At 69.9% G+C, this 15,195-nt stretch carries 10 protein-coding genes and 2 pseudogenes; 8 read left to right on the top strand and 4 right to left on the bottom strand.

The window, feature by feature from the left end; genetic code table 11:
• Positions 1-80: 80 nt before the first annotated feature.
• Positions 81-371, bottom strand: a complete 291-nt coding sequence (locus SGFS_RS03690) for a hypothetical protein (RefSeq protein WP_286247568.1) — start codon at positions 369-371, stop codon at positions 81-83.
• 777 nt (positions 372-1,148) lie between these two features.
• Here SGFS_RS03690 and SGFS_RS03685 point away from each other — a divergent pair.
• From SGFS_RS03685 to SGFS_RS03660, 6 genes and pseudogenes are all read left to right on the top strand, one after another.
• Positions 1,149-1,769: a TetR/AcrR family transcriptional regulator gene (locus SGFS_RS03685; RefSeq protein ID WP_286259778.1), complete on the top strand. Its 621-nt coding sequence runs from the start codon at positions 1,149-1,151 to the stop codon at positions 1,767-1,769.
• A gap of 44 nt (positions 1,770-1,813) precedes the next feature.
• Complete coding sequence (locus tag SGFS_RS03680; protein ID WP_286247567.1) at positions 1,814-2,803, top strand: helicase domain-containing protein; 990 nt, start codon at positions 1,814-1,816, stop codon at positions 2,801-2,803.
• Positions 2,804-2,874: 71 nt separating this feature from the next.
• Positions 2,875-3,540: an RNA polymerase sigma factor gene (locus tag SGFS_RS03675; RefSeq protein ID WP_286247566.1), complete on the top strand. Its 666-nt coding sequence runs from the start codon at positions 2,875-2,877 to the stop codon at positions 3,538-3,540.
• Entirely contained in the window at positions 3,537-4,592 is a 1,056-nt protein-coding gene (locus SGFS_RS03670) for a CU044_5270 family protein (protein WP_286247565.1), read from the top strand. Before SGFS_RS03675 ends, SGFS_RS03670 begins: the two co-directional genes overlap by 4 nt.
• 1 nt (position 4,593) lies before the next feature.
• Positions 4,594-7,944: a S8 family peptidase gene (locus SGFS_RS03665; protein ID WP_286247564.1), complete on the top strand. Its 3,351-nt coding sequence runs from the start codon at positions 4,594-4,596 to the stop codon at positions 7,942-7,944.
• A 22-nt stretch (positions 7,945-7,966) separates the two neighbouring features.
• Positions 7,967-8,191: pseudogene (locus tag SGFS_RS03660) on the top strand (class I SAM-dependent methyltransferase); the annotation flags it as partial.
• A 74-nt stretch (positions 8,192-8,265) separates the two neighbouring features.
• Here SGFS_RS03660 and SGFS_RS03655 read toward each other — a convergent pair.
• From SGFS_RS03655 to SGFS_RS03645, 3 genes and pseudogenes are all read right to left on the bottom strand, one after another.
• A pseudogene (locus tag SGFS_RS03655) lies at positions 8,266-8,986 on the bottom strand (IS6 family transposase).
• 203 nt (positions 8,987-9,189) lie between these two features.
• Entirely contained in the window at positions 9,190-10,203 is a 1,014-nt protein-coding gene (locus SGFS_RS03650; RefSeq protein WP_286247563.1) for a sugar phosphate isomerase/epimerase family protein, read from the bottom strand.
• Between the two features lie 182 nt (positions 10,204-10,385).
• A complete protein-coding gene (locus SGFS_RS03645; RefSeq protein ID WP_286247562.1) occupies positions 10,386-11,567 on the bottom strand; it encodes a Gfo/Idh/MocA family protein in 1,182 nt (393 codons plus the stop codon).
• Between the two features lie 1,308 nt (positions 11,568-12,875).
• Here SGFS_RS03645 and SGFS_RS03640 point away from each other — a divergent pair.
• Both SGFS_RS03640 and SGFS_RS03635 read left to right on the top strand, forming a co-directional pair.
• On the top strand, positions 12,876-13,964 hold the full coding sequence (locus SGFS_RS03640; protein ID WP_286247560.1) for a sugar ABC transporter substrate-binding protein: 1,089 nt from the start codon (positions 12,876-12,878) through the stop codon (positions 13,962-13,964).
• A gap of 166 nt (positions 13,965-14,130) precedes the next feature.
• Positions 14,131-15,195, top strand: coding sequence for an ABC transporter permease (locus SGFS_RS03635; protein ID WP_286247558.1), 1,065 nt, complete (start codon positions 14,131-14,133; stop codon positions 15,193-15,195).

Genomic DNA, 15,195 nt, shown 5'->3' with positions numbered 1-15,195 from the left:
TTACCGGCCGACTTGGCGGCCTTGATCGCTGCGCCGTACCAGGAACGGGCGGAGCCGTTGTCGCCCTTGTCCCACGCGAGTCAGCCCGCGAAGGAGGCAGCTTCGCTGCCCACTGCTGCCAGCCGTGTCCGGTCGCCGTCGCTGTTCGCGGATCGGGTGATGCTCTGGATGAGCCGGATGTGAGACTCGACGGTGTCGTACAGGTCGCGGGACGGGGTGGAGCCGTCGAGCCGTCTGTAGGCGCTGGTGGACAGGCGCAGGGCGGCGGCCTGCCCGCCGCCACCGTCGGTGGCATCAGCGGCAGGAGTAGGAGATATGACCGGGGTCGCCGCGGCTGCGACGACCCCGCCTAGAAGAGTCCTGCGGTGCATGTCGTCTGACCCGTCTTTCACCTGCAATCGGGTCAACCCGGTACCACTTCGAGCTGGCCGAAGGCGGATGGATCGAAGGCTTCCCCCACGGACGCGTGATCGTCCGCCGCAGCGGTTCGCACAAGCCCATCCGCACCTTCACGCTCACCGCCCGCACCAGCCGCAAGGCCATCGCCCGGTTCGTCAGCTCCCTGTGATCCGCGCGCCAGCACGCCGCGCCGATCGGCCCCGTACCCCGGACAGCCGCTCCGGAGTGCGGGGCCGCCCGCATGCCCGCCCGCGAATATGCTCCGTCGCGGTCGTGTTCTTGCCCGCCTAGGACCTGTCCGGCCGGTCAAGTCGCAGGAAACCTCGGTGCCTGGCCAGTGCCGGTGTGCGTGCCACACCCCGCGTCTGCGGCATGATCGGCCGGACAGGTCCCTAGGTGGACCATGTCCTGGGCCACGTGCTCTACGGCACGGTGAAGGACCTGCGGGAACTGGGCGCCTTCGTGAGCTTTGCAACGAGCTCTACCACCGCCTCGAAGGGCTGATCGAGGACCCCGGCCCGACCCGGAACGTCACCATCCGGGTGCTCATCCCCGACTTCGCCCAGGCCATGACGGTCGCGTCGAGGGTCGGCGAGAGGGGTGTCCCCGTGGACGCCCCCCTCGAAGGGGCCGAGGACTCCAAGGCCCTCATCGCCACGTGGAACAGGCACCCCGACAATCTCTGGACGCCGGCCGCACCCCCGCCTGAACCGTGCCCCGGCCGCCGTAGGCTCCCCTTCATGAGGGACGTGAGCGGGACCGGGCTGCGTGAGCTGAAGAGGCGGCGGATGTATCAGGAGGTGTCGGAGATCGCCGTTCGGCTCTTCCTGGAGCGGGGGTTCGACGCGGTGTCCGTCGCCGAGGTGGCCGCCGCGGCCGAGATCTCCAAGCCGACGCTCTTCCGGTACTTCCCGTCGAAGGAGGACCTGGTCCTGCACCAGATCGCCGACCACGAGGAGGAGTCCGCCCGGGTCGTCGTCGCGCGGGAGGAGGGGGTCGGGCCCCTTCCCGCCCTGCGCCGGCACTTCCTCGCCGGGCTCGCCGCCTGCGATCCCGTCACCGGGCTCAACGACCATCCGGCCGTCCGCGCCTTCTACGACATGCTCTACGGCACCCCTTCCCTCGTCGCCCGTCTCCACGGCTACCTGGAGCGCTCGGAGACGGCCCTGGCGGAGGTGCTCGGCGGCGGTCTCGACGCCCGACTGGCAGCCGGCCAGATCATCGCCGTACGGCGGATCCTCGCGGAGGAGAACTGGCGGCGGATCGTGGCGGGGGAGGCGGTGGAGGACGTACGGCGGGACGCGGAGGCGGCGGCTGAGCGGGCGTTCGCGGTGCTGGAGGCGGGGCTGCCGGGTCTCCGCCGAGCGTAACTCGGTAAAAGATGTAACTCAGTTACGGATTTTGCCCTTGCCGTATGACGTCCGCCGATCCCACCGCCCGCGAGGACCTCACCGCCGCCCTGCACCGCGAACGCGCCCACCACGACGTCTGCCGTGCCGCCCTCGCCGCGATGATCGAGGGCGCCGATCAGCAGGTGGTCGTCGGGGAGGACGTCTCCGCGTCCGGGGCGGACGCCGAGGTTCTCGGGTACGGGTTGCGCAGCCGCGCCAAGGAACTGCACGAGCTGCCCGAGGGGCCGTTGTTCTTCGGGCGGCTGGACTTCGTGGGGCAGGGCCCCGGGCATCACATCGGCCGGCTCCGGATCAGCACGCACCCCGCCGCCCCGCCCCTCGTCGTCGACTGGCGCGCCCCTGTCTCCCGTGCTTTCTACCAGGCCGGCACCCACGACCCCCAGGGCGTCGCGATCCGCCGCCGCTTCGGCTGGGCCATCGCCCGCCGCGTCCGCTTCGGCTCGCTCACGGTGCTCGGCGACCTCGCGCAGGGCACCACCCCCTGGGCCGCCCGCTCCTGGCCGCTCCAACTGGCCCACCTGGGCAAGCCGGACGCGACGGTCGTCCCGCTGACCGTCGGCTTCCGCGTCCCCGGCGCGGTCCTCGCCCTCGCCGACCGCCTCCTCGACCGCCTCGGCACCGACGTACCCCGCGCCCGTTCGCTCCGCCGCGACGGCGCCCTGCGCATCCGCCACGCGGACGGCGCCGCCGACCCGGTCGCCACCGTCGTACGGGAGGCGCTCGCGCACGAGGGTTCGGTAGGGGGCGTGGCCGCGGACGCCGAGGCGTCCCGTGTGCGCGAGGCCCTCGACGCAGCCGGTCTCACCCCCTCCCCGCGGATCACCGTCATCCCCGCCACCCTCGTCAAGGGCCTGGAGTACGACCATGTCGTCGCCGTCGAGCCGGCGGCCATCGCGGAGGCCGAGCCGCGCGGCCTAAACCGGCCGTACGTCGTCCTGACCCGCGCGGTGTCCCGGCTGGACGTGGTGCACGCCCGCGCGCTTCCCTGGTGACGTACGGGACGCCCGGGGCTGATGTGACGTAGGTCACCGGAACTCGCCTGCTCCGACAGTCAGTTCATAACGTGACCACAGATATGCGAACCCGGGTGCGAACCGGAGATCCGAACGCGTTTGCGGAACTCTTCGACGACCATGCCCGCGCCGTGTACAACCACGCCTTCAGGCTGACCGCCGACTGGTCCGCGGCCGAGGACGTCATGTCGACGACGTTCATGGAGGCGTGGCGGCGCCGTGCGTCGGTCGAGGCCGAAGGGGGTTCGCTGCGGCCCTGGCTGCTGGGTATCGCCACCAACGTGGCCCGCGCCCAGTACCGCAGCAACCGGCGCTACCGGAACGCCGCGAGCGCGGCAGCCGCCGCGAACGCCGCGGACGAGCACGTCGAGGACCACGCCGAGGAGACCGCAGGCCGGCTGGACGACCGGCGCCGCATCAGCGCCACGCTCACCGCGCTCAGTTCGCTCAAGCGCCCCGAACGCGAGGTCCTGACCCTGTGCCTGTGCGAGGGCATGGAGTACGCCGAGGCCGCCCGCGCCCTCGGCATCCCCGTCGGCACCGTCCGCTCCCGGCTGTCCCGCGCCCGCGGCAAGCTGCGAAAACTCGCCGACGCGGAACTGCTCAGAAAAAAAAGCGAACTCAGCGGGAAAAAAATGGAACTCACCCGCACAGACCGGCAGATAACAGGTGATCGCGGATACGTGATCCGGTCCGCACAGGAAGGAAACCGATGAACGCCAACCCCTCCCAGCCGCACCCGGCTGAGTGGACGGAGACCCAGGACCTCCTGCCCTCCGTCGAGCGGGATCTGCCGGCGGGCCGCCACCAGTTCCACAAGGAGCACATGATGGCCCAGATCCACGAAGACCTCCGCGGCAGCCGCACCCCCGGCCCGCAGCGGCAGCGCAACCCGTTCCTGCGCCGCGCGATCCTGGTGCCCGCCGCCGCCTTCGCCGTGGCCGGCGCGGTCGTGGCCGGCCTCGCCCTGTCCGGCGGCAACGGAGACGGCGGCAAGACCGCCGTGGCCACCGGCCCCGCCCTGACCACCCAGATCGGCGCCGCCGACGCCAAGGGCGCCCCCCAACTGCTCGACCGCATCTCGCTCGCCGCCGCCGACACCTCCGGACCGACGGCGCACGACGGCCAGTACATCTACATCGCCTCGAAGGTGGCCAGCACCCACTCCAGGACCGTCGACGACAAGACCACGATCGTCAGCAAGGAGCTGCACTCCCGTCAGGTCTGGGTGTCCACCGACGGGAAGGACGGCTGGCTGATCGAGAAGGGCGAGGAGGACATCACCCTGGCCGGGGACACCCCGCTCACCGGGGCGTACGACAGCCTGGTCAAGCTGCCCACCGACCCCGACGTACTGCTGAAGCAGATCTACAAGGAGTCGGACGCCGTCCGGGACCCCGAAGTCCCCCGCGACCAGGCGGCCTTCGTCGCCATCGGCGATCTGCTGAACGAGAGCTACCCGCCCGCGGACGTGGCCGTCGCCCTGTACAAGGCCGCCGCCAAGATCCCGGGGGTCGTCGCGGTGGACGACGCGGTCGACGCCTTGGGCCGCCACGGGGTCGCCATCGCGCGGCAGAACGACACCGACGGCCAGCGCACCGAGTGGATCTTCGACAAGAAGACCCTCCAGTTGCTCGGCGACCGCACCGTCCAGGTCAAGGCCGAAAAGGACGGGGAGTTCAAGCCCGGCACCGTCCTGTTCACCTCCGCGATCACCCAGCGCGCGGTCGTCGACGCCAACAAGCAGGTCCCCGGGAAGGCGAGCTGACGTGCGCCTCGGTTCCTCTTCGGCGGCGCTGGCCGCCCTGCTGGTCGCGGGAGTGATGACGGGCGTCTCGGTGTCGGCCACCGGCTCCGGCCTCGGCGTGCGGACCGCCGCGGCGGCCACCGCCGCCCGGCCGGACACCGGCTCCCCGGCCCGGTACGTCACCCTCGTCACCGGCGACCGGGTCCAACTGGATGCCCGGGGCCAGGTGACCGGCGTCCGGCGGGCCCCTGGCCGTGGACACGTCCCGTTGTCCGTTCGCCGCCTCGGCGACGACCAGTACGTCATCCCCGCCGACGCCGCCGCCCTCATCGGCCAAGGCGTCCTGGACAAGCGGCTGTTCGACGTCAGCGGTCTGATACGGGCCGGCTACGACGACACCCGGCGCGGCACACTCCCCCTGATCGTGTCGTACGAGGGGAAGGCCGCCCAGCGCAGGAACACCCAAAGGTCGCTGCTCGCGGACGGACAAGGGGCCGTCACCGTCCGCCGTGAACTGCCCAGCGTGGACGGCGCCGCGCTCAGCGTCCGCAAGGAGGAGGCCGAGGGCACCTGGCAGGCCCTCACATCCGCACAGGGCGTCGAACGGGTCTGGCTGGACGGCCGGTTCAAAGCGGCTGCTGCTCAGGGTGACAGTGACAAGGTCAGCGACAACGTCATGCGGATCGGCGCGCCGACCGCCTGGAACGCCGGGTACGACGGCAAGGGCGTCAAGGTCGCCGTCCTGGACACCGGCATCGACACCACGCACCCGGACCTCGCCTCGGTGGTGACGGAGTCGAAGGACTTCAGCGGCACCGGCAGCACGGACGACAGGGTCGGCCACGGCACGCACGTCGCGGCGACGGTGGCCGGCTCGGGCGCCAGATCCGACGGCCTCTACAAGGGCGTCGCACCGGGCGCGCGGCTCCTCAACGCCAAGGTGCTGAACGACGACGGCGAGGGCACCGACTCCAGCGTCATCGCCGGCCTGGAGTGGGCCGCCGCGCAGGGCGCCGAGGTGGCCAACCTCAGCCTCGGCCAGACGGACGCCCCGGGGGCAGACCCGGTGGAGACGGCCGTGAACGCCCTCTCCGAGAGCACCGGCATGCTCACCGTCGCCGCGGCCGGCAACGAGGGCCCGGGCGCCGGGACCGTCGGCTCCCCGGGCGCCGCGGAGTCGGCGCTCACCGTGGGAGCGGTCGACGGCGAGGACCGGATCGCCGAGTTCTCCAGCATCGGCCCGACCGCCGACAGCGCGCTGAAGCCGGACCTCACCGCGCCGGGCGTCGACATCGTCGCGGCGAAGGCGGCGAACGGCGTTTTGGGCGACCCGGCCGCCGACGGCTACGTCTCCATGTCCGGTACGTCGATGGCGACACCGCATGCCGCGGGCGCCGCCGCGATCCTGGCGCAACGGCACCCGGACTGGACGGGGGCGCGGATCAAGCAGGCACTCACCGCGTCCACCACGCCGACCGCCGGCCTGACCGGCTACCAGCAGGGCACCGGCAGGCTCGACGTGGCCCGGGCGCTCGTCCAGAGCGTGGTCGGCGAGCAGATGTCGGTGTCCTTCGGCAAGCAGCTGTGGCCCCACACCGACGACCGGCCGGCCACCCGGCGGGTCACCTACCGCAACGACGGCGACCGCCCCGTCACCCTGGACCTGACGGCCACCGCGACCGGCCCCGGGGGCAGCACCGCCCCCGACGGCATGTTCACGCTCAGCACACGGCAGCTCACCGTCCCCGCGGGCGGCACCGCGAGCGTCGACCTCACCTCGGACACCCGCACCGAGGCGGCGGACGGCGCGTACTCGGGCACGGTCGCCGCCACCGCGCAGGGCGACGGCGACGGCAGGTCCGTGCGGACCTCCTTCGGCGTGATCCGCGAGGCGGAGGCGTACGAGCTCACCCTGAAGTTCCTCGACCGTGGCGGCAAGCCCGTCAGCTCGCCGCTGACCGAGATCATCGGCTACTCGGGTGAGTACGAGACCAATGTCCTGGAGGACTCCCAGCAGATCGCCAAGGGCGTCTACAAGGTGCGCGTCCCGCGCGGCGACTACGTCCTGGACACGCTGATCGGCGACGGCGCCAGCGAGGGCACCTCGGCGCTCGTCCGGCCGAAGCTCTCGCTCACCGAGGACACCACGGTCACCTTCGACGCCCGTAAGACCAAGCCGGTCCGGATCACCGCCCCCGGCGGCGCGAAGATGTCGGCCGGCTACCTCAACTACCGCATGGACACCGGCGGCACCCGCTACAACACCACCCTCCTGTTCTCGGACTCCTTCACCGACCTGCGCACCGCGAGCCTGGGCCCGGCGCCCGCCGCGGGGAGGCTCAGCACCCAGCTCAGCGGCCTGTGGCAGAAGGGCAGCACCACCTACAACCTGCTCTACAACCTGCCCGACCGCTTCCCCACCGGCTACCAGCACACGGCGCGGATGAGCGAACTGGCCCTGCTGAAGCGGAACATCGGCTCCTCCGTCGCCCACCGCAAGGGTTCCGTCAACGCCCTGTGGTACGGCCCCGAGCTGGGGCTGGGCACGATCAGCGACCCGTTCCCGCTGCCGACGACGGCGAAGACGTACGTCACCACGCCCAAGGGCTTCCGGTGGACGGTCAACGTCGGCCAGCTGAACGCCGCCGGTGAAGAGACCGACGTTTTCTACGACGACCAACGGGTGTCCTACCGGGCGGGCCGGACGTACGAGTCGACGTACAACGTCGGCGTCTTCAGCCCCATGGTCGGCCAGGGGTGGGGCGCGCAGCGGGTCGGCGACACCCTCGACCTGTGTGTCCCCGACCTCGTCGACGGCGCCGGACACCCCGCGTCCTCCGTCGCCGCACGGCACACGACGGTCACCGCGGGCGGCCGTACCCTGCTCGACAACGACGGCGACCTCTGCCAGACGGTGGAGAACCTCCCGGCGGCGTCCACCCGCTACACGATCCGCACGGACCTGACCCGCCCGGCCACGGTCGTCGGCACCACCAGCCGTCTGACCGCGGCCTGGACCTTCACCTCGAAGCAGCCCGCCCAGCCGGCCGACTCGAAGGCGATGCCCCTCTCCACCGTCCGCTTCCACCCGAAGCTGACCCCGGTCGGCACGGCCCGCGCCGGCCACCGCACCACGGTCCCCCTCTCCATCGAGGGCCCGGCCGCCGCCCACCTCAAGTCCCTCGCGGTGAAGGTCTCCTACAACGGCGGAACGACCTGGTCCAACGCCCCGGTCACCACCAGGAACGCCAAGAAGACCCTCACCCTGACCCACCCGAAGACGGCCAGGTCGGTCTCCTTGAAGGCCACCCTGACCGACACCACCGGCAACACGTACACGGTGACGATCCTGAAGGCATACCTCCTGACATAGGTCCTCCCGTAGGTTCCATGGCATGGCTGACGAACCTGACGAATGCTTCGGGAATCCACGCCTCGCCGAGATCTACGACGCCCTCGACCCCGATCGCGGCGACCTCGACCCCTACCTCCGGATGGCGGAGGGGGTCGGGGCTCGCCGCGTTCTGGACATCGGCTGCGGGACCGGTGTCCTCGCGCTGCTGCTGGCCGACCGCGGCATCGAGGTCGTCGGCGTCGATCCCGCCGGGGCCTCCCTCGACGGGCGCTGTCACGTTGTTGGGTGGGTAGGTGTCTGATGGCGTCGCGCGTGGTGCAGCTCGGTTCCGGGCTGTGCTCAGGCAGCGTTGGCGAGGCCGGCGACGCCGGTGATCTGCTCCCAGATTGCGAAGCGGATGCTCATCTCGGCTCGGTGGGCGGCAGCGGTCATCAGGTGTCGGCGGGGCCGGAAGTGGGGCGAGATACCGCTGAACGCGGACAGGAACCGCTGGGCCCCGCCCACTGAGCGGAAGCCCTTCATCGCCCGTTCGCGCTGTCCGGTGGGCTGGGTGGCTGTTCTCGGCTCGGTTGTTGAGGTACTTCGACTGCCGGTGCTCGACGGAGGGCATGACCTCGCGGTGGGCGGCGCCGTAGGAGCGGAGCTTGTCGGTGACGATCACCCGCGGCACCGCGTGCGTCTTCTTCATCAGGCGGCGGAAGAAGCGCCTGGCCGCGGCCTTGTCCCGCCGGTTCTGCACCAGGATGTCCAGCACGATGCCGTCCTGGTCGACGGCCCGCCACAGGTACTTCTGTTCTCCATTGATCTTGATGAAGACCTCGTCCAGGTGCCATTTGTCACCAGGCCGGAGCTGCCGGCGGCGCAGCGCGCCTGCGTACCGCTGCCCGAACTTGGCGCACCAGCGGCGCACCGTCTCGTACGAGACGACGATCCCGCGCTCGAGCATCAGCTCCTCGACCTCGCGGAACGACAGCGGGAAGCGGAAGTACAGCCACACGCAGTGGGAGATGACCTCGACCGGGTACCGGTGCCCCTTGTACGACGGCGACACGGTCCCCACGGACAGCCCCCTCCAGCACGATCAACCAGAGAAGATCATCCCACCCGGCTAACCAACGTGACAGCGCCCTCCCGACGGCGGCCGAGGACCGCCACCGCACGCTCCCTCTTCGGGGAACGCGCGTGCGGTCGCCCGGCCGATGCCGGTGCCGGATCCCATGACCAGGATGACCTGGCCTTGGTAGGGGTAGGTGGTTCAGGCGATCACGACTGCAGCGACTCCTGGAGGGCCGCGGCGGCGGCCTTGAGTACTTCGGCTGCCACGGCGACACCCTCGACGGGGCCGAGTTCGGTGTCCTCGTGCTCGATGTTGACCATCATGTCCGGGTCGACCTCGTGCAGGGCGCGTAGGAACTCGGTCCAGTAGGCGACGTCATGGCCCTTGCCGAGGGCGACGAAGTCCCACGCGGATGCCTTGGGCCACTCGTTGGCCCACTCGTCGCCGCCGAGGTTGGTGCGAGGCTCCTCGGGCGACAGACGGCGGAAGCTGTTGTCGAGCACGCCGTTGAGTGCTGCGTGTTCGGGGTTGATGCGGACGTCCTTGGCGGCGGCGTGGAAGACGAGTTCGCCGAGGTGGCGGACGACCGCGACGGGGTCCATCTGCTGCCAGAACAGGTGCGAGGCGTCCAGTTCGACGCCCACGTGGGTCGCGCCGGTGAGGTCGATGAGCTTGTGCACGTCGGCGGAGTTGAACACGACGTTCTGCGGGTGCAGTTCGAGGGCGACCTTGACGTCGTGGTCACGGGCGAGCCGGTCGGTCTCGCGCCAGAAGTCGGCGACGATCTTCCACTGGTGGTCCAGCACGTCCAGGGCCGCGGAGTTCCATGCGTTGACGATCCAGTTCGGGCGGGTGGCGCCGGGCTCGCCGCCGGGCAGACCCGACATGGTCACGAGGCGGTGCTGTCCGAGCCGTTCGGCCAGGCGGATGGAGCGGCGGATGTCCTCGGCGTGCTTTTCACCGATGACCGGGTTCGGGTGGAGTGGGTTGCCGTTGGCGTTCAGGCCGGCGATGGAGACGCCGGTGCCCTCGAAGAGACCGAGGAAGTCGTCCCGGGCGGTGTCACTGACGAGGATGTCGTCGAACTTCGGTACATGCACGGCGGGCAGGAAGCCACCGGTGTTGATCTCTATGCCCGTCAGGCCCAGGTCGGCGATGACTTTGATCGCCTCCGGAAGCGGCCGGTCGTGCAGGATCGCGTTGTACAGTCCCAGCTTCATTTCGTAATTCCTCGGTCCTTCTCGATGATGACGGTGGTGCCGCTGACGAGGGCGGAGGAGCTCGTGCGAGCTCCCGCGTACGCAGGGCTGTGCCTGGCGTATACGGCACGGGTGGTGGGCAGCCCTGCAGTGGCGGTTCTCCTGCCGGAGAGCTGAACGGAAGGGGGCAAGCCGAGCCGACCTCACTGGACGGTGACGGCCTGTCCGCCGGCGTCGGCGGAGGCGACGATCGCATCGATGACGCGCAGGTTGTGCAGCCCGTCGGCAAGGGTGGGGCAGGACGGCAGCCCGTTCAGACCTGCGATCTGCTCCAGGAAGGCCCGGGCCTGCCAGACGAAGAACTCGTGCTGGCCGTGACCCACGCTGGGAAAGTCCATGGGCAGACCACCGGCGATGTAGGGGTGGCCGGGGCCGACCACGGTGCGCCGGTAGCCGTCCACAGGGGCGGAGGCCGCCGAGTCCACGATGGTGAACTCTGCGGGACGTGACAGTTCGAAGGTGGCCGCGCCGCCCTTCGTGAACACCTCGAAGCCGAGGGAGTTGGCCAGACCGCGGGCGATTCGTGAGACGGAGAAGGTGCCGACGGCGCCGGAGGCGAAGGTCGCGGTGAAGGTGGCTATGTCGTCGTTCTCGACGAGCTCGCGTTCCTGGCTCACCTGTACGTCGGCCGAGTGGCCCACCGCGGTGCCCAGTGGCAGAGGTCGCTCGTGCACCTGGGTGGAGAGCACGGCGCCCTGAACGCTCTGCACCGGACCGCAGAAGTACTCGCCGAGATCGATGAGGTGGCTGCCGATGTCGGACAGTGCCCCGGAGCCGGGTCCGCCCCGGTAACGCCAGCTCATCGGTGCCTCGGGGTTGTGGCCGTAGTCGCACCAGTAGTGTCCGTTGAAGTGTTGTACCGGCCCGAGCGTGCCCTCCCGCACCTGCTGCCGGATGGCGTTGATGGCGGGGGAGCGGCGGAAGGTAAAGCCTGTGGCCGCCACCAGGCCGGTGCCTTCGGCCGCCGCCACCATGGCCTGCGCGTCTGCCACACTCGGCGCGAGCGGCTTCTCGCACAGCACGTGCTTGCCCGCCGCCAGCAGGGCTTCGACGATCTCGCGGTGCAGGTGGTTGGCGACCACGACGCTGACCGCGTCGATGTCGTCGGCCTCGACGATTGCCCGCCAGTCGGTCTCGGCCCGCTCGTAGCCGTAGCGGCGGGCGGCGTCCTGGGCGAAGGGCTCATGGGCGTCGGCGACAGCGACCAGGCGGATCCCGGGCAGCCCGTCGCCGTACAGCGTCGAGGCCTGTCTGTAGCCGTTGAGGTGGGCCCGGCCTGCCATTCCGGCCCCGATGACCGCCACCCCGATCGGTCGTGTGCTCATGGTGATTCCTCTCCGGCGCGCCGTTGTGCCGTGACTAGGGGGATGGGGACCGAGCGTCGTGGGCGCGGGTTTCACCTCGGGATCTACCAGCCAAGACCTCGTTTAAAGCGCTTTAAGCACTGGTACTATCGGCGGCGTTACGGGCGTATGTCAAGCGGTGCCGTAAATCCACGGGAGACCGCGTGGGCGACTTTGGCCCGGCTGCCCCCGCAGGCCTGGACGGCGCGATACCGCGTCCCCGATCGGAGGACGTCACCGCGTGCGTCCACCGTCCTGCCCCAGCCGCCGGTGCTGTGGCCGGCCCGTCGTTTCGAGGGCTGCAGGATCACCGGTGCCAACTCGACGTCGTGTGCGGTGCTGGACGGCGACGGTGTCGACCGGGCCGTCGACGCCCTGGTGGGCCTCGGTAATCGTGCGGTCGCCACGGCAGCTGGAGCGAGGTTGTCATCGCCGCCGACCGTCGCCGCGGATACCGGAGCGCCATGCGCCGCCACGGCCTCGTCTCGCTGACCGGGATCCTCCATGGTGCCAATGAGGAATCCGGCAGCGGGGCCGGGTCGGCATCCCGTCGGCGGACGGCGCTCTGTCGGCCGACGTCGTGACGCTCCATGACCGGAGTGCTCTGGCCTCGCTGACTGCCTTCCGGCGGGCGGAGGAGAGGTTCCCGGCGCCGGTCCGTCGCGGGCTGCGGTGCTCTTGTCCCCGCTGTGCTGCTTCATCCGACCGCGGTCGGCCAGAATGCCGAGGAGCAGGCCCCGTCAGGCCGTCATCGCCGTGGTCGTACGCCTTGATCGGGGTGGTATCGCGTCCCGCGAGACATCTTGCCTCCTCCCTCCTCCTGCGTGGAACCACATCGCAGCCGCGCTGATCGGGCGAACCGCTTGGTGCGTTCCGGCCACCGCCGGCCGCCGGCCGCGTGGGCGCCAAATGTGTGCCCTATGCAGCCTTTTGCGGTCAGTGGTGGCACAGTGTGCACTCTTCCGCGAAAAGACCCTTGACACGTTTCGGAAACACAAGCATGCTCTGGCCATCACTTAAAGCGATTTAAAAGATCACGAATACGAATCCGCACTCACCAATCCGTCCGGCGTTGCCGTGATCGCCGCAGCACCCTCCTGGCGAGCTCTTCCGTCGCTCGCCCATGCCTGTAAGCCCAATCACGCGAATACCCGGTACTGCGGACGTGCCCGGTCTTCCCCGCGCAATCGCGCGCCCCGGTTCGTACGCGTCACCGTCGCACCACCACCCCGAGACATGCCTGGCCTCGCTCACACGCGCCTCGGCATCACTCAAAGGAGCACCCCGCACATGGATCACACCCAGTCCCGGCGACTGCTCGGTCGCCGTCCTGCCCGAAGAGCTCTGACCGCGGTGAGCCTGCTCGCCGTCATGGCGGTCGCCACGACCGGATGCGCCAGCGGTAAGGCCTCGGGCGGCGATGGCGACCAGTCGTCCGCGCCTGCCGAGGGCGGATCGACGTCCGCCGCGAAGAACGGCAAGAACGCCATCTACGTCATAGGCGGCAAGCCCGACGACCCGTTCTGGTCCGCGGTCAAGCGGGGCGGCGAAGACGCGGCGAAGCTCGTGAAGTCCGGCGGCGGTTCTGTGACATTCCTCGGCCCCAAGACGTACGACAACCTCGGCCCGGACGCCGCCAAGCTGACGCTCACCGCGCTGTCGCAGAACCCGTCGGCGATCGTCGTACCGGACTGGGTGCCCGAGAACCAGGACGACGCGATCAAGCAGGCCGTGAAGCAGGGCGTGCCCGTCTTCATCTACAACGCGGGCGGTGTCGACGCGGCCGAGAAGACCGGGTCGCTCAAGTACATCGGATCGGACGACTACGAGGCCGGCAAGGCCGGTGGCGCCAAGTTCGCCGAAGAAGGCGCGAAGAACATCCTGTGCGTCAACACCGTGCCCGGCGCGGCGAATTCGGAGGCCCGCTGCGACGGCATCGCCGACGGTGCCAAGAGCAACGGGGCCAAGTCCAAGCAACTGCCCCTGCCCTCCTCCAACTTCGGCAACCCCTCCGCGGTGACCCAGGCCATCAAGGGCGCCCTGCTGAAGGACGACACCATTGACGCCCTCGTGACGATCGGCGTCCAGGACGCGGACAGCGCGGCCGCCGCGATCGACCAGGCGAGCGCCGCCGACAAAGTGAAGCTGGGCACCTTCGACCTCTCGGACAGCCAGCTCAACCGGATCAAGGCCGGCAAGCAGCTGTTCGCCATCGACCAGCAGCCTTACCTACAGGGCTTCTACGCGGTGTCGATAGCCAACCAGTACCTGTCCTACGGCGTGATCCCGCCGCAGAACCCGCTGCTGACCGGCCCGCTCCTGGTCACCAAGGACAACGTCGCCGAGGCGATCGCGGGCACGAAGGCCGGCGTCCGCTAGTCGGCGGAGGACCGCTCCCGGCCCGAGTCGCTCATCCCTCGTTCACCGTCCCGCGTTTCCCGCTCCGCGTTCCGCGTGGAGGTGCCGGGCCCCGGCCCGGGCGCGGCACCTCTCGCAGGCGCACGACGCGCCGCACTCCGAGATCCACAAAGGTGGTACCAGACCGATGACAACCTCCCTCCCGAAGACGACGGCCGGCCCGGAGACCGCCGTCATACCGGCGAAGCAATCCGAGAGTCGGCTGGGGCAGCTGCGCCATCGCCCCGAGGCTGGAGCGCTCATCGGAACACTGAGTGTCTTCGTCTTCTTCGCGATCTTCGGCGGTGAGAAGTTCCTCGCCCAGGCGGGGGCAGCGAGCTGGCTGAACATCGCCGCAGAACTCGGCATCATCGCCATCCCCGTCGGGCTGCTGATGATCGCCGGCGAACTCGACGTGTCCGTGGGCTCGGTGCTCGCGGGCAGCTCGATGACGCTGGCCATCGTGTCCGGGCACTGGGGCGCGCCGATGATCGTCGGCATCGTGATCGCACTCGCGCTGGGTCTGCTCACCGGCCTGATCAACGGAATTCTCGTCACCAGGAGCAACGTCCCCTCCCTGGTCGTCACCCTGGCCACCCTGTTCGCGCTCTCCGGGCTCACCCTCGGCCTGTCCCGGTTCACGACCGGTACCACCAGCGTCGCCATCGCCCCCGACCCCACCTCCAAGGCGATCTTCGGACAACTGATCGGCGGCCAGTTCGAGGTCGCGATCTTCTGGTGGATCGCCGTGGCCGTCGCCGTCACCGTGCTGCTGCAGGCCATGCCGTACGGCAACTGGATCTTCGCCATCGGCGGTGACAAGGAGAGCGCCCGCGCCAACGGCATCCCCGTCGCCCGCGTGAAGATCTCCCTGTACATGGCCAGCGGATTCTGCGCCGCCCTCGTCGGCGTGATCCAGACCATCCTCTACAACGGCGCCCAGGTCGCCAACGGCCAGTCCTTCGTCTTCAACTCCATCATCGCCGTGGTCATCGGCGGCGTACTGCTCCAGGGCGGCTACGGCTCGGTCGTCGGCGTCGTACTGGGAACCCTCACCTTCGCCATCGTCAACCAGGGCATCTACTTCACCGGCTGGAACTCCGACTGGGCCGCCCTGATCCTCGGCGTCCTCATCCTTGCGGCGGTGCTGATGAACAACACGTTCCGCCGGCTCGCCCTGTCCCACAAGCCCCGCTCCGCGAAGAAGGCCTGA

This window comes from Streptomyces graminofaciens, from assembly GCF_030294945.1.
GTDB lineage: Bacteria > Actinomycetota > Actinomycetes > Streptomycetales > Streptomycetaceae > Streptomyces > Streptomyces graminofaciens.
This window is presented reverse-complemented; position numbering and strand designations above follow the sequence as displayed.

Bases quoted from the DNA above. Each gene is read 5' to 3' on its own strand.
- SGFS_RS03690 (WP_286247568.1), bottom strand. From the start codon at position 371: ATGCACCGCAGGACTCTTCTAGGCGGGGTCGTCGCAGCCGCGGCGACC.
- SGFS_RS03680 (WP_286247567.1), top strand. From the start codon at position 1,814: ATGACGTCCGCCGATCCCACCGCCCGCGAGGACCTCACCGCCGCCCTG.
- SGFS_RS03650 (WP_286247563.1), bottom strand. From the start codon at position 10,203: ATGAAGCTGGGACTGTACAACGCGATCCTGCACGACCGGCCGCTTCCG.
- SGFS_RS03645 (WP_286247562.1), bottom strand. From the start codon at position 11,567: ATGAGCACACGACCGATCGGGGTGGCGGTCATCGGGGCCGGAATGGCA.
- SGFS_RS03670 (WP_286247565.1), top strand. From the start codon at position 3,537: ATGAACGCCAACCCCTCCCAGCCGCACCCGGCTGAGTGGACGGAGACC.
- SGFS_RS03635 (WP_286247558.1), top strand. From the start codon at position 14,131: ATGACAACCTCCCTCCCGAAGACGACGGCCGGCCCGGAGACCGCCGTC.
- SGFS_RS03640 (WP_286247560.1), top strand. From the start codon at position 12,876: ATGGATCACACCCAGTCCCGGCGACTGCTCGGTCGCCGTCCTGCCCGA.